This is a genomic window from Roseovarius gaetbuli, assembly GCF_900172365.1.
Classification (GTDB): domain Bacteria; phylum Pseudomonadota; class Alphaproteobacteria; order Rhodobacterales; family Rhodobacteraceae; genus Roseovarius; species Roseovarius gaetbuli.
This window is the reverse complement of record NZ_FWFJ01000063.1, coordinates 1-13,691: the sequence shown is the minus strand read 5'-3', so window position 1 is coordinate 13,691 and position 13,691 is coordinate 1. Positions and strand designations below refer to the sequence as shown.

General features: G+C 62.0%; 13 protein-coding genes and 1 pseudogene. 13 read left to right on the top strand and 1 reads right to left on the bottom strand.

The window, feature by feature from the left end; translation table 11 throughout:
• A pseudogene (locus tag ROG8370_RS21500) lies at window positions 1-124 on the bottom strand (IS110 family RNA-guided transposase); the annotation flags it as partial.
• A 240-nt stretch (window positions 125-364) separates the two neighbouring features.
• Here ROG8370_RS21500 and ybgC point away from each other — a divergent pair.
• From ybgC to folD, 13 genes are all read left to right on the top strand, one after another.
• Entirely contained in the window at window positions 365-754 is a 390-nt protein-coding gene (gene ybgC / locus ROG8370_RS18450; RefSeq protein WP_085828612.1) for a tol-pal system-associated acyl-CoA thioesterase, read from the top strand.
• 113 nt (window positions 755-867) lie between these two features.
• Window positions 868-1,563, top strand: a complete 696-nt coding sequence (gene tolQ, locus ROG8370_RS18445) for a protein TolQ (protein ID WP_085828611.1) — start codon at window positions 868-870, stop codon at window positions 1,561-1,563.
• Between the two features lie 3 nt (window positions 1,564-1,566).
• Window positions 1,567-2,040, top strand: a complete 474-nt coding sequence (tolR, locus tag ROG8370_RS18440) for a protein TolR (protein ID WP_085828610.1) — start codon at window positions 1,567-1,569, stop codon at window positions 2,038-2,040.
• Between the two features lie 11 nt (window positions 2,041-2,051).
• Window positions 2,052-3,164 (top strand): cell envelope integrity protein TolA, encoded by a 1,113-nt coding sequence (gene tolA, locus ROG8370_RS18435; RefSeq protein WP_085828609.1) that lies wholly within the window; start codon window positions 2,052-2,054, stop codon window positions 3,162-3,164.
• On the top strand, window positions 3,161-4,486 hold the full coding sequence (gene tolB, locus ROG8370_RS18430) for a Tol-Pal system beta propeller repeat protein TolB (protein WP_085828608.1): 1,326 nt from the start codon (window positions 3,161-3,163) through the stop codon (window positions 4,484-4,486). Before tolA ends, tolB begins: the two co-directional genes overlap by 4 nt.
• A gap of 78 nt (window positions 4,487-4,564) precedes the next feature.
• Window positions 4,565-5,077, top strand: coding sequence for a peptidoglycan-associated lipoprotein Pal (pal, locus tag ROG8370_RS18425; RefSeq protein ID WP_073198787.1), 513 nt, complete (start codon window positions 4,565-4,567; stop codon window positions 5,075-5,077).
• 25 nt (window positions 5,078-5,102) lie between these two features.
• Complete coding sequence (gene ybgF / locus ROG8370_RS18420) at window positions 5,103-5,930, top strand: tol-pal system protein YbgF (protein WP_085828607.1); 828 nt, start codon at window positions 5,103-5,105, stop codon at window positions 5,928-5,930.
• Window positions 5,927-7,186 (top strand): tRNA lysidine(34) synthetase TilS, encoded by a 1,260-nt coding sequence (gene tilS / locus ROG8370_RS18415; RefSeq protein ID WP_139838220.1) that lies wholly within the window; start codon window positions 5,927-5,929, stop codon window positions 7,184-7,186. The genes ybgF and tilS overlap by 4 nt, the downstream gene beginning before the upstream one ends.
• 79 nt (window positions 7,187-7,265) lie before the next feature.
• Window positions 7,266-9,185 (top strand): ATP-dependent zinc metalloprotease FtsH, encoded by a 1,920-nt coding sequence (ftsH, locus tag ROG8370_RS18410; RefSeq protein WP_085828605.1) that lies wholly within the window; start codon window positions 7,266-7,268, stop codon window positions 9,183-9,185.
• Window positions 9,182-9,967, top strand: a complete 786-nt coding sequence (locus tag ROG8370_RS18405; protein ID WP_085828604.1) for a methyltransferase domain-containing protein — start codon at window positions 9,182-9,184, stop codon at window positions 9,965-9,967. The genes ftsH and ROG8370_RS18405 overlap by 4 nt, the downstream gene beginning before the upstream one ends.
• Window positions 9,968-10,046: 79 nt before the next feature.
• Complete coding sequence (locus tag ROG8370_RS18400; RefSeq protein ID WP_085828613.1) at window positions 10,047-10,652, top strand: MOSC domain-containing protein; 606 nt, start codon at window positions 10,047-10,049, stop codon at window positions 10,650-10,652.
• A gap of 158 nt (window positions 10,653-10,810) precedes the next feature.
• Entirely contained in the window at window positions 10,811-12,487 is a 1,677-nt protein-coding gene (locus ROG8370_RS18395) for a formate--tetrahydrofolate ligase (RefSeq protein ID WP_085828603.1), read from the top strand.
• Between the two features lie 80 nt (window positions 12,488-12,567).
• Window positions 12,568-13,470: a bifunctional methylenetetrahydrofolate dehydrogenase/methenyltetrahydrofolate cyclohydrolase FolD gene (gene folD / locus ROG8370_RS18390; protein WP_085828602.1), complete on the top strand. Its 903-nt coding sequence runs from the start codon at window positions 12,568-12,570 to the stop codon at window positions 13,468-13,470.
• Window positions 13,471-13,691 lie beyond the last annotated feature (221 nt).

The window sequence follows — 13,691 nt, the reverse complement described above, 5'->3', positions numbered from 1 at the left end:
ACATGAATTTCCAGAACTGGGGCCGTGTCAGTTTTTTGCGGAATTGTTCCTTCCCCGACAGCAATGCCCCGTGAACCTGGAAAATACTCTTCGCCAGATCTACACCAATCATTGTATCCTTCATTTTGCCGTCCTCTCCGTTAGATGGTCTACAGACCACCATCTTGGCACATTGCGATGCCGTCAGGGGAGGGCGGCAACCACCCCATCTTCAGTACCTGGAACAGCACATCGCTGATCCTACCGGCGCCAGCCGGTAGTGGTTCAGTATTTATGCCAAGAAGAAGCAGGGGCATGCCGGAGGCTTGCGAAGGGAGCTTTGTCGGCCTAGGATTTGGGCAGATTTCAGCAAGGCAGTGCTTTCATGACCCACCGATTTGCGATCCGTGTCTATTATGAAGACACCGACATGGGCGGGATCGTCTATCACGCCAATTACCTCAAGTTCATCGAGCGCGCGCGCAGTGCCTGGGTGCGTGAGATGGGGATTGATCAGAACGTGATGCGCGAGCGCGACGGCATGATTTTTGCCGTGCGTCGGGTCGAGGCGGATTATCTTGGGTCGGCCAAATTCGACGATCAGCTTGAGGTCGAGACCCGAACCACGGCCGTTACCGGCGCCCGGCTGGTGATGGAGCAGAAGGTGCTGCGCGGTGAGGAGTTGCTTTTTCAGGCGGTAGTGACGGTCGTTTGCCTCAATGATGCGGGCCAACCGGCGCGCCTGCCGGCAAATATCCGCCTGATCCTGCATTAAGCGGGCCGAAACCCGCGGGGATGACGCGGATGTGTTGGCTTTCCTTTCGGAAATCGGCTAGTTTGCCCCGCAATAAGGCCGGACAAATCGGCCAACCCATAAAGAGCAGGCAGATGGAAGCAGAAACCCTGGCATTGGCACAGGAGATGGATTTCTCCATGTGGGCGCTATTCGCACGCGCAACCCTAATCGTGAAACTTGTGATGTTGATGTTGGTCGTGGCCTCGTTCTGGTCCTGGTCGATCATCGTGCAGAAGATCATCACCTATCGGCAAGCCCGCCGCGAGGCCGAGGTGTTCGACCGCCGGTTCTGGTCGGGCGATCCGCTGGACACCTTGTTTGACGAGATCGGTGCCGAGCCTGCCGGTCAGTCGGAGCGCATCTTTGCGGCCGGCATGATGGAGTGGCGGCGCAGTCACCGCAATGACGGCGGCTTGATAGCCGGGGCCACGGCGCGGATTGATCGCAGCATGGACGTGGCGATCGCGAAAGAGGCCGAAGGCTTGCAGGGCGGTTTGCAGGTGCTGGCGACGGTCGGCTCGACCGCGCCCTTTATCGGGTTGTTCGGCACGGTCTGGGGCATCATGCATGCCTTTATCAACATCGCCGAGCAACAAAACACCAACCTTGCCGTGGTCGCGCCGGGCATCGCCGAGGCGCTTTTGGCGACCGGTCTGGGCCTGTTGGCGGCGATTCCTGCGGTGATTTTCTATAACAAGCTGAGCGCGGATAGTGATCGTATCGTCGCGGGCTATGAGGCCTTTGCCGACGAGTTCGCCACCATTCTCAGCCGTCAATTGGACAGCTAGGCCATGGGCGCGGGTGTCGTTCAGAAATCCGGCGATAGCGGTCGTCGCAGGCGGGGCCGGGGCCGGTCGCGGCCGATGGCGGAAATCAACGTCACGCCCTTTGTCGATGTGATGCTGGTGCTGCTGATTATCTTCATGGTGGCGGCGCCGCTCATGACCGTGGGCGTGCCGGTGGAACTGCCGAAAACGGCGGCCAATGCGCTTCCGGGTGAGGAAGAAGAGCCGCTGAGCGTGACGATCACCGCCGAGGGTGTCGTCATGATCCAGACCACCGAGGTGGCGCGCGAGGATCTTGTAGCGCGGTTGCGCGCGATTGCAACAGAGCGCGACAGCACGCGGGTTTACCTGCGCGCCGACGGGGCGGTGCCCTATGCTCAGGTGATGCAGGTGATGGGCGCGCTGAACCGGGGCGGATTTGGCAATATCGGTCTGGTGACAGATACCGGCGGACCTGCTCTTGACGGGCAGGGCGGCTAGGGGCGCATCTGGTGAATACCGGTCAGATCATATCGGGGGCGGGCCATCTGGCGTTGATCGGCTGGGCCCTGATCGGGGGTGTTTTTCGCTCCGATCCGTTGCCGTTCGAGGTGACCGAGGTCACCGCCATTTCGACCGAAGATTATGCCGCGCTTCTGGCGCGCGAGAGTGCGCCTGAGGCGGTGGCGAATGTCGATACGCCAGAGCCGCCCGCGCCGGGCGATCTTGCGCCTGATCTGTCTTCAGAGGCCGATGCCGCGCCCGAGTTGACCCAGCCCGAGGCAAGCGATACCCCGCCGCCCGACACGGCGCCGGATGTGTCGCAGATGACGCCGCCGACACCGGCTGACGTGGCCGACGAGCCGCCGGTTTTGCAAGTGCCGCAAGAGGATGTGGCGGCGCTTGTTCCAGAGCTCTCGCCGCGCCCGCAACCGAGGCCCGCGCCCCGCGTCGCCCCCGAGGCCGTGGCCCCGCCAGAGCCGGATGTGAAGATCGACGATGTGGCCAATCCCGAGGTTGCCCCCGATCAGGGTGCCGAGGTGGTCGAGAAACCCGCCGAAGCCACCGCGCCCGAAGAGGCCGCGACCGAGATCGTGACCGAGGCCGAAAAGCTTGAGCAGGCGGCGCCGTCGGTGTCGATGCGCCCCAAGGCGCGGCCTGCGCGTGCCACCGAAGTGGCACAGCAAGAGTCGGCGCCCAAACCCGCCGCCGAGACACCCGCAACCGATAAGGCGGCGGTGAATGATGCGCTTGCGGCGGCGCTTGGGGGTGGTGAGACAAGCCGTGATCGCCCAAGCGGGCCGCCGCTGACCTCGGGCGAAAAGGACGCCTTGCGCGTCGCGGTTCAGCAATGCTGGAACGTTGGCAGCCTGAGTTCGGATGCCCTGCGCACCACGGTTGTGGTTGCGGTCAGCATGGGCGAGGATGGCAAGCCAAATAGCGGTTCGATCCGTATGCTGAGCGCATCGGGCGGCGGCGACACGGCGGCAAAACAGGCGTTTGAGGCGGCGCGCCGGGCAATCATCCGCTGCGGCGCGCGCGGATTCAACCTTCCGGTTGAGAAGTACGACAGCTGGCGTGATATAGAAATGACATTTAATCCGGAGAAAATGAGGATCAAATGATGCGTATGTTAGTGACCCTCCTGATGGCCCTGTCGCTTTGGGCCCTACCTGCCGTGGCGCAGAGCAACGGCCCCCTTCGGATCGAGATCACCGAAGGGGTGATCGAGCCGCTGCCCTATGCGGTGCCTGATTTCGTGTCCGACAATAGCGCAGGTGCGGATTTCGGCCACCGGATCGCGCGGGTCATTGCCTCGGACCTGAGCGGGACCGGGCTGTTTCGCGAAATCCCCGGCGAGGCCCATATCAGCCGGATCACCAGCTTTGAAAGCCCGGTGCAATATGCCGACTGGAAGGTGATCAATGCGCAGGCGCTGATCACCGGGGCGGTGAGTGTCGACAATGTCGGCAAGCTCGTGGTGCGGTTCCGGATTTACGATGTCTTTTCGGGGCAGGAACTTGGCAATGGTTTGCAGCTTGTCGGCACGCAGGAAGGCTGGCGGCGGATGGCCCATAAGGTGGCCGATCAGGTGTACACCCGGATCACCGGCGAGGGCGGCTATTTCGATAGCCGGGTGGTGTTTGTCGGCGAAAGCGGCCCCAAGGACAAGCGCGCCAAGCGTCTGGCGATCATGGATTATGACGGTGCCAACGTGAGCTATCTGACCGACAGTTCAAGCATCGTTCTTGCGCCGCGGTTTTCGCCCACCGGCGACCGGGTGCTTTATACCAGTTATGAAACCGGCTTTCCGCGCATCTATGTGTTGGACGTGGCCAGCGTCGGGCGCCGCGCGCTTGAAACCCAGGCCGGCACGATGAGCTTTGCGCCGCGCTTTGGCCCCGATGGGCGCATGGTGGTCTATTCGCTGACGCAGAACGGCAATAGCGATATTTTCAAGATGGACATCAACAGCGGCGCAAGCGCGCGGCTGACCGATGCACCGTCGATTGAAACCGCCCCAAGCTTTAGCCCCGATGGCAGCCAGATCGTGTTTGAAAGTGACCGCTCGGGCACGCCGCAGCTTTACGTGATGTCGGCCAATGGCGGCGAGGCGCGCCGGATCAGCTTTGGTCAGGGGCGCTATGGCACGCCGGTCTGGTCGCCGCGCGGCGATCTGATCGCCTTTACCAAGCAATCCAAGGGCCGCTTTCATATCGGCGTGATGCGCACCGATGGCAGCGAAGAGCGCCTGTTGACGGCATCGTTTCTGGACGAGGGCCCGACATGGGCCCCCAATGGCCGGGTGATCATGTTCACCCGCGAAACCCAAGGCGCGCAGGGGCAGGCCAGCCTCTACTCGGTGGATATCACCGGGCGCAATCTCAAGCAGGTGCAGACTACGACCGGGGCAAGTGATCCGTCGTGGTCGCCCTTGCAGAACTAAGCCGTGCGGCGCGCGTTTCCTTGGGGCGCGGGCTGTGATAAAAAGGCCAAGGGCATGAACATAATGAATGGGGCAAAAATGACCTATCTGAGCAAAACACTTATCCTGTGCGCGGGGCTCGCTCTGGCGGGCTGTACCAACCCGGACCGGTTTGACGATACCAACACCGTTGATCTCAATGGCGCCAATGCCGGTGGATTGGCGGGGTCGGCGCAAGATCCGACTTCACCGGCCTATTTTCAACAGACCGTGGGCGACCGCGTTCTGTTTGCCGTCGACCAGTCGACGATCGGTGCCGAGGCGCAAGCAACCCTCGCCGGTCAGGCGCAATGGCTGATGTCGAACCCGGAATATACCGCCATCATCGAAGGCCATGCCGACGAGCAGGGCACCCGCGAATACAACCTCGCGCTTGGGGCACGCCGCGCCAATGCCGCGCATGAATATCTGGTAAGCCAGGGTGTCGCCGCAAGCCGTCTCAAGGTGGTCAGCTATGGCAAGGAGCGCCCGATCGAGATTTGCAGCAACGAGGCCTGTTATGCCCAGAACCGCCGCGCGGTCACGGTCATCGCGGCAGGTCTGAGCAGCTAATCGCCAGCCAATCCAAGGGGGTCGCATGCGCCATTTTGTCAAACTACTGGTCTGTGTCGCGCTTCTGGGCCCCGTCGGGGCGCAGGCGCAATCAAGCGAGACGATTGCCGATATCCGGCAAGAGCTTTCGGTGCTGTTCGTCGAGCTGCAAAAGCTCAAGCGCGAGCTGAGCACGACCGGATCAGCCGGGCAACTTGGCAGCGGCGGCTCGCTTGTGGATCGCGTCAATGCGATCGAAAGCGAGGTTCAGCGCCTGACCAAGAAGACCGAAGAGCTTGAGTTTCGGATTGACCGGGTGGTCACGGATGGCACCAATCGCGTTGGCGACCTTGAGTTCCGGCTTTGCGAGATGGACGAGGCCTGCGATATCGGCACGTTAGAGACCGGCAGCACCCTCGGTGGGGTTAAGCCAACAACCGGGGGCGGCGGCTTTGTCGCCCCTGTCGAAAACGTTGATGCGCCGCAACTCGCCATGGGAGAGCAGGCCGATTTCGAGCGCGCAGAGGCGGCGCTTGCGGGCGGGCAATACTCGGAGGCCGCCGCACAGTTCGCGGCGTTCCAATTGGCCTATCCCGGTGGCCCGCTGTCGGGGCGTGCCGGTCTGATGCGCGGCGAGGCTCTGGAGGGCGCGAACCAGCAAAGCGATGCGGCGCGCGCCTATCTTGAGACCTTCAGCGCCGATCCGAACGGCCCCGAGGCCCCCGAGGCGCTTTACCGGCTTGGCCGCTCGCTTGGCCGTCTGGGACAGGCGGATGAGGCTTGTGTCACTTTGGGGCAGGTCGCGGCGCGCTATCCGCAATCGTCAGCGGTGCAATCGGCGCAGGGCGAGATGACCAACCTCGGTTGTCAGTGACGCAAGGCGCGACCGCCCTTTGGCACCAGATTGCCGGGCATTTTCACCCCACCCCGCCGCGCCGTCTTGGCGTCGCCGTTTCTGGCGGCAGCGATTCGCTGGCGCTTTTGGCGCTGCTGGATGAGTGGCGCGAAAACGGCGGTCCAGAGCTGATTGTGGTCACTGTTGACCACGGCCTGCGTTCTGAGGCGGCGAATGAGGCGGCAGAGGTGGCGCGGATTTGCGCCGCGCGCGGCATTCCCCACGAGACGTTGAAATGGCGCGATTGGGACGGGCAGGGCAACCTGCCCGATCGGGCCCGGCGCGCGCGCTATCGCCTGATGGCGGACTGGGCCGGGGACATCGGCCTTGGTGACATTGCCATTGGGCATACCGCCGACGATCAGGCCGAAACCTTTCTGATGCGGCTGGCGCGTGGCGCGGGTGTTGACGGGCTTTCGGCGATGCGCGCGCGATGGCAACAGGGCGATGTGTGGTTCCACCGGCCCCTGCTCGGCCTGAGGCGCGAGGCGCTGCGCGAGGTTCTGCGTGCACGGGGGCTGGCTTGGGTCGAGGACCCGACAAATGACGACGCGGCCTATGCCCGCGTGCGGGCGCGCGCCGCGCTGACTGCGCTTGACCCCTTGGGGATTACGGTCGAGGGTCTTGCCGATGTGGCCCGGAAAATGGCCGATGTGCGTGCCACGCTTTATGGCTATGTATCTGACGCGGCAAAGGAAATCCTTCGGTTTGAGGCGGGCGACCTTGTGCTTGCGCGCGCAGGCTTTGCGGCGCTCCGCCCCGAGGTGGCGCGCCGGTTGCTGCAATCCATGCTTGGCTGGATCAGCGGCGCGGAGTACGTGCCGCGCGGCCGCGCGATGGATGGGTTCCTGGCCGCCGCTTATGCCGGGCAGGGGATGACCTTGCAGGGCTGTATGCTTAGCGCGACCGACTGCGAGCTGCGCCTGAGCCGCGAGTATAACGCCGTGGCCGGGCTGCGTGTGCCCGCGCAGGGCGGGGTCTGGGACGGGCGCTGGCGCGTCGATCAGGGCCCTGACATGGCCGGTGCCGAACTGGCGGCATTGGGCGAAGCGGGCCTGCGCGCCTGTCCCGATTGGCGGCTCGGCGGAGTTCCGCGCGCCTCGGCCCTGGCCCTGCCCGGAGTCTGGTTGGGCGATGAATTGCTGGGCGCACCGCTTGTGGGATGGGCCAATGGCTGGTCGATCAAGGCGATACGCGGCGAGGAAGAGTTTTTTAAAACGCTATTATCTCATTGAAGATACAGGTGTGATCTCTATTTAACAGCTATGGGTCCTGTGATAGGTGCAGGACAACCGAATTTTAAGGAGAGATTCCTTGGGTAACGCAAGAAATATCGCCTTCTGGCTGGTGTTGTTCCTGTTGATCCTGGCGCTGTTCAACCTGTTCAGTGGCTCAGGCAATACGCTGCAAAGCAGATCCGTGTCCTATTCCGAGTTTGTGGCCGCGATCAAGGACGGATCGGTCAGCCAGGTGACCCTGGATGGCGAGACGGTGCGCTATCGCACCACCGATGGCACCGATTATGCCGCGATCAAGCCCGAGGACGCCCAGATCACGCAGCGCCTTATCGAAGAGGGTATCCCGGTCAAGGCCGAGAGCCAGGAACAGTCTGGCTTCCAGACCTTCCTTGTCTCGCTGCTTCCCTTCCTTCTGCTGATCGGTGTGTGGATTTACTTCATGAACCGCATGCAGGGTGGCGGCAAAGGCGGTGCCATGGGCTTTGGTAAATCCAAGGCCAAGATGCTCACTGAAAAGCATGGCCGGGTGACCTTTGACGATGTCGCGGGCATCGACGAGGCCAAGGAAGAGCTTGAAGAGATTGTCGAATTCCTGCGCAACCCGCAGAAGTTCAGCCGCCTTGGTGGCAAGATTCCGAAAGGCGCGCTGCTTGTCGGCCCGCCGGGCACCGGTAAAACCCTGCTGGCGCGCGCTATTGCGGGCGAGGCGGGTGTGCCGTTCTTCACCATCTCGGGCTCTGACTTTGTGGAAATGTTCGTCGGCGTCGGCGCAAGCCGGGTGCGCGACATGTTCGAGCAGGCCAAGAAAAACGCGCCCTGTATCGTCTTTATCGACGAGATCGACGCCGTGGGCCGCCATCGTGGTGCGGGCTATGGCGGGGGCAATGACGAGCGTGAACAGACGCTTAACCAGTTGCTTGTGGAAATGGACGGGTTCGAGGCTAATGAGGGCGTGATCATCATCGCGGCGACCAACCGTAAGGATGTGCTTGACCCTGCCTTGCTGCGCCCCGGCCGTTTTGACCGTCAGGTCACCGTGCCCAACCCCGATATCAAAGGTCGCGAGAAAATTCTCGGGGTTCACGCCCGCAAGACGCCGCTTGGCCCGGATGTCGATCTGCGCCTGATTGCGCGTGGCACGCCCGGTTTCTCGGGGGCTGATCTTGCCAACCTGGTCAATGAGGCGGCGCTTACGGCGGCCCGTGTCGGGCGTCGGTTTGTCACCATGATCGACTTTGAGAATGCCAAGGACAAGGTCATGATGGGCGCCGAGCGCCGCTCGATGGTTCTGACCGACGATCAAAAGGAAAAGACCGCCTATCACGAGGCCGGTCATGCGGTGGTCGGGCTTGCCCTGCCGAAATGTGATCCGGTCTACAAGGCCACGATCATCCCGCGTGGCGGGGCGCTTGGCATGGTGGTCAGCCTTCCCGAGATCGACCGCCTGAACTGGCATCGTTCGGAATGCGAGGAAAAGCTTGCCATGACCATGGCCGGCAAGGCCGCGGAAATCCTCAAATACGGCGAGGATAATGTAAGCAACGGCCCGGCTGGTGATATCCAGCAGGCCAGCGGTCTGGCACGTGCGATGGTGATGCGGTGGGGCATGTCCGACAAGGTCGGCAACATCGATTACGAGCAGGCGCATGAAGGCTATATGGGCAACGGTGCAGGCGGGTTTTCGATTTCGGCACATACCAAAGAGCTTATCGAAGAAGAGGTGAAACGCCTGATCGACGAGGCCTATCAGAGGGCCAAGAGTATCCTGACCGAACGCAAGGACGAATGGGAGCGTCTGGGGCAGGGGCTTTTGGAATACGAGACCCTGACCGGTGAGGAAATCAAGCGCGTGCTGCGCGGCGAGCCGCCTGCGGCCGATGATGACGACACCGACGGCAGTGCAGAGAGCAGCAAGCCCTCGGTCACCGCCATTCCCAAGACCAAGCCCAAATCGTCACCTGGCGATGGCGGGCTGGAGCCCGAGCCGTCAACGTGAGCAGTCTTTCTGGAAAATCCGATTGGAACCCCGGAGCCTATGCAAGGTTCCGGGATCAGCGTTTGCGCCCCGCCCTCGATCTGTTGAATGCGGTTGGCCAGATGGGTGCCGGTGATATTATCGACCTTGGCTGCGGCAATGGCGCCATGGCCGAGGCCCTGAAGGCGCGGGCCAGTGCGCGCGATGTGATCGGCGTAGATGGTTCGCCCGCGATGCTTGAAAAGGCACGTGCGACAAATGGCTATGCGTCGCTTCAGCAGGCGGATTTCAACGACTGGCACCCAAGGCGCGCGCCGGGGCTCATCTTTTCCAACGCGGCGCTGCATTGGGTTGGCGGGCATGAGGCATTGATGCCGCGGCTGGCGCGGATGCTGGGCAAGGGCGGCACGCTTGCGGTGCAAATGCCGCATCAGAACAAGGCGCCGTCGCATCGGGTCTGGCTTAGCCTTGTGGAAGAGCTGTTCCCCGGACGGGTTGAGAAAATGGGCACGCCCGGTGTGATGGCCCCGGTGAAATACGAGGAATTGCTGGCACCAATGGGCCAGTTCCGTCTCTGGGAAACCGATTATTATCAACGCCTGACCGCCGAACCCGGCAGCCATCCGGTGCGCCGGTATACCGAGAGCACCTATGCGCGCCCGGTACTGGCCGCGCTTGATTCCGAAGAGAAGGCCGATCTTATTCGCCGCTATGAAGAGGTGATGCAGGCCGCCTATCCGGTGCGCGCCGATGGCACGGTTTTGTTCCCGTTCCGGCGGCTGTTTTTCACGCTCACCGTCTGAGGCGGATTGAGAGCGACCCTGCGGGGCGAGTATTTTTGCCAAGAAGAAGCACCGGGGTCTGAGTTCTGGGAGAGTGGGTATGCCTGCACTGATGCCAACGGATTTTTCGGGCAGGATCACCTGGCTTGGCCGGGTGGCCGATCGCGAGGCCACGCTTGAGGCGGAACCGTTGCAAGAGGTTGCGGTCGGTTTTGCCGGGGTGGCGGGCGAAGAGCATGGCGGGCTGACACGGCCGTCTTGCAGCCGGGTTTTGTCGCAGCATCCACGCAATACAGTGATCCGAAATGTGCGGCAGTTTTCGATTGTGAGCGCCGAGGAGCTGGGTTTGATCGCCACCCAAATGGGGTTGGAGCGGATTGAACCGGCCTGGCTTGGGGCGTCGATCTTGGTTGAGGGCTTGCCGGACTTCACCCATCTGCCGCCGTCCTCGCGCCTGCAGGGGCCGGATGGGGTGACGCTTGTGGTGGATATGGAAAACCGGCCCTGTCACTTGCCCGCCAAGGTGATCGAGGGGGTGCACCCCGGTTTTGGCAAGGCGTTCAAGGCGGCGGCCAAGGGGCGGCGCGGTGTGACCGCCTGGGTCGAGCGCGAAGGGCGGCTGTCGGTCGGCGATGGCCTGCGTCTGCACATCCCGGATCAGCGGGCGTGGCAGGGGGATTTGCCGCTGTTTGGCGAGGCGGGCTGAGAGGCCCGATGAGTGGCGGTGGTTTCTGATCGGAAACCAGACTGCGGCATCCCGCCGCAAGCGAGGCGGGATGTGTCGGATTCGCGTGCTGTATGGGGCGTCAAACTCGGTATAGCCGAACCAGACCCCCCGCCCTGCGGACAGCATGAGGACCAAAAATGAGCTATAAATCCGACATCGAGATTGCGCGCGAAGCCAATAAGAAGCCGATTCAGGAAATCGGCGCCAAGCTTGGCATTCCGAGCGATCACCTTCTGCCCTATGGCCACGACAAGGCCAAGGTGAGCCAGGATTACATCACCTCGGTTCAGGGCAACAAGAATGGCAAGCTGGTGCTTGTGACCGCGATCAACCCGACGCCCGCGGGCGAGGGCAAGACCACCACAACCGTGGGTCTGGGCGATGGTTTGAACCGGATCGGCAAGAAAGCGACCGTTTGTATCCGCGAGGCGAGCCTTGGGCCGAACTTCGGGATGAAGGGCGGGGCCGCTGGTGGTGGCTATGCGCAGGTTGTTCCGATGGAAGATATGAACCTTCACTTCACCGGCGATTTTCATGCGATCACCTCGGCGCACAGCCTGTTGAGCGCGATGATCGACAACCACATCTACTGGGGCAACGAAGAAGATATCGACGTGCGCCGCGTTGTGTGGCGCCGCGTGGTTGACATGAACGACCGTGCCCTGCGTCAGATCAACGTGTCGCTTGGCGGTGTTGCCAACGGCTTCCCGCGTGAAGGTGGGTTCGACATCACCGTGGCCTCCGAGGTTATGGCGATCCTGTGCCTGTCGCTGAACCTCAAGGATCTGGAAAAGCGCCTTGGCGACATGATCGTGGCCTATCGTCGCGACCGCACGCCGGTGTTCTGCCGCGATATCAAGGCGCAGGGCGCGATGACCGTTCTTCTCAAGGATGCGATGCAGCCCAACCTGGTGCAGACGCTGGAAAACAACCCGGCCTTCGTGCATGGCGGCCCGTTCGCCAACATCGCGCATGGCTGTAACTCGGTTATTGCAACCACCACCGCCCTCAAGGTTAGCGATTATGTCGTCACCGAGGCGGGCTTTGGCGCCGATCTTGGTGCCGAGAAGTTCATGAACATCAAGTGCCGCAAGGCCGGTCTTGCGCCCGATTGCGTGGTGCTTGTCGCCACCGTGCGCGCGATGAAAATGAACGGCGGCGTGGCCAAGGCCGATCTTGGCGCCGAGAATGTCGATGCCGTCAAGGCGGGCTGTCCGAACCTTGGCCGCCACATCGAGAACATCAAATCCTTTGGTGTGCCGGTTGTCGTGGCGATCAACCACTTTGTTACCGATACCGAGGCCGAAGTCGAAGCGGTCAAGCAATATGTCGCAAGTCATGGTGCCGAGGCGGTTCTGTCGCGTCACTGGGAGCTTGGCTCGGAAGGCTCGGAGCCGCTGGCGCGCAAGGTGGTAGAAGTGGCCGAGGCCGGCAATGCCAACTTTGCCCCGCTTTACGCCGACGAGATGCCGCTGTTCCAGAAGATGGAAACCATCGCCAAGCGGATCTATCGCGCGGATGCGGTGCTTGCGGACAAGAAAATCCGTGATCAGCTCAAGGCATGGGAAGAGCAGGGCTATGGCCATCTGCCGATCTGTATGGCCAAGACGCAGTATTCCTTTACCACTGACCCAAGCGTGCGCGGTGCGCCGACCGGGCATTCGGTGCCGGTGCGCGAAGTGCGCCTGAGTGCCGGTGCCGGGTTTATCGTTGCCGTCTGTGGTGAGATCATGACCATGCCGGGCCTGCCCAGCAGACCAGCGGCGGAAAACATCCACCTGAATGACGGTGGTCAGATCGAAGGTCTGTTCTAAGACGGAAACTGCGTGGGTTGCACCCACCCTACGGAATGACTGTAGGTTGGGTGCAACCCACCACGCTGGAAGGAAGAAAAATGACGGCGCAGATTATCGACGGCAAGGCCTTTGCGGCCACCATCCGCGACAAGGTGGCGGGCCATGTGGCGCGGCTCAAGGCGGATCACGATATCGTCCCCGGCCTTGCGGTCGTGCTTGTGGGCGAAGACCCGGCGAGCCAGGTTTATGTGCGTTCCAAGGGCAAGCAGACCGTCGAAGTGGGCATGCAATCCTTTGAGCACAAGCTTGATGTGGACACCTCAGAGGCCGATCTTCTGGCGCTGGTCGAGCGGCTTAATGGCGACCCGGCGGTGCATGGCATTCTGGTGCAATTGCCCTTGCCCAAGCATCTTGATGAAGACCTTGTGATCAACTCGATTGATCCGGCCAAGGATGTGGACGGGTTTCACATTTCCAACGTCGGGCTTTTGAGCACCGGGCAGAAATCCATGGTGCCTTGCACGCCGCTTGGCTGTCTGATGATGCTGCGCGATTTTCACGGGTCACTGTCGGGGATGGATGCGGTCGTGATCGGGCGCAGCAATATTGTCGGCAAGCCGATGGCACAGCTTTTGCTTGGCGATAGCTGTACCGTGACGATTGCCCATAGCCGCACCAAGGACATCGCCGATGTGGTGCGCCGCGCTGATATCGTGGTGGCGGCCGTTGGCCGCCCCGAGATGGTGCCGGGCGACTGGATCAAGCCGGGCGCAACGGTGATTGATGTTGGCATCAACCGGATTGACGCGCCTGAAAAGGGCGAGGGCAAGACCCGTCTTGTGGGCGATGTCGATTTCCCGAGCGCCAGCAAGGTTGCCGGGGCGATCACCCCGGTTCCAGGTGGCGTTGGGCCGATGACAATCGCTTGCCTTTTGGCCAATACCGTGACGGCGTGCTGTCGCGCCAACGGGCTTGAAGAGCCCGAGGGGCTGACCGCCTGAGCAAAGCGGATCAGAGTAAAAGAAAGCCCCGGTAAGGTCACTTGCCGGGGTTTTTTGTGGGCCTGTCAGAAAATCGTGTTGGTCGGGATTGAGCGGCGGTCTCAAAGGGTCGATGCAACACAGGCATTGAAACGCTCGGCGGGTGTTTCGTAGTTGAGCGTTTTTCGGGGTCGTTCGTTGAGCTGCCTTGCGACGGCGCTGAGCTTTGCTTGACTATGTAT

Bases quoted from the DNA above. Each gene is read 5' to 3' on its own strand.
- ybgC (WP_085828612.1), top strand. From the start codon at position 365: ATGACCCACCGATTTGCGATCCGTGTCTATTATGAAGACACCGACATG.
- tolQ (WP_085828611.1), top strand. From the start codon at position 868: ATGGAAGCAGAAACCCTGGCATTGGCACAGGAGATGGATTTCTCCATG.
- tolR (WP_085828610.1), top strand. From the start codon at position 1,567: ATGGGCGCGGGTGTCGTTCAGAAATCCGGCGATAGCGGTCGTCGCAGG.
- tolB (WP_085828608.1), top strand. From the start codon at position 3,161: ATGATGCGTATGTTAGTGACCCTCCTGATGGCCCTGTCGCTTTGGGCC.
- pal (WP_073198787.1), top strand. From the start codon at position 4,565: ATGACCTATCTGAGCAAAACACTTATCCTGTGCGCGGGGCTCGCTCTG.
- ybgF (WP_085828607.1), top strand. From the start codon at position 5,103: ATGCGCCATTTTGTCAAACTACTGGTCTGTGTCGCGCTTCTGGGCCCC.
- ROG8370_RS18400 (WP_085828613.1), top strand. From the start codon at position 10,047: ATGCCTGCACTGATGCCAACGGATTTTTCGGGCAGGATCACCTGGCTT.
- ROG8370_RS18395 (WP_085828603.1), top strand. From the start codon at position 10,811: ATGAGCTATAAATCCGACATCGAGATTGCGCGCGAAGCCAATAAGAAG.
- folD (WP_085828602.1), top strand. From the start codon at position 12,568: ATGACGGCGCAGATTATCGACGGCAAGGCCTTTGCGGCCACCATCCGC.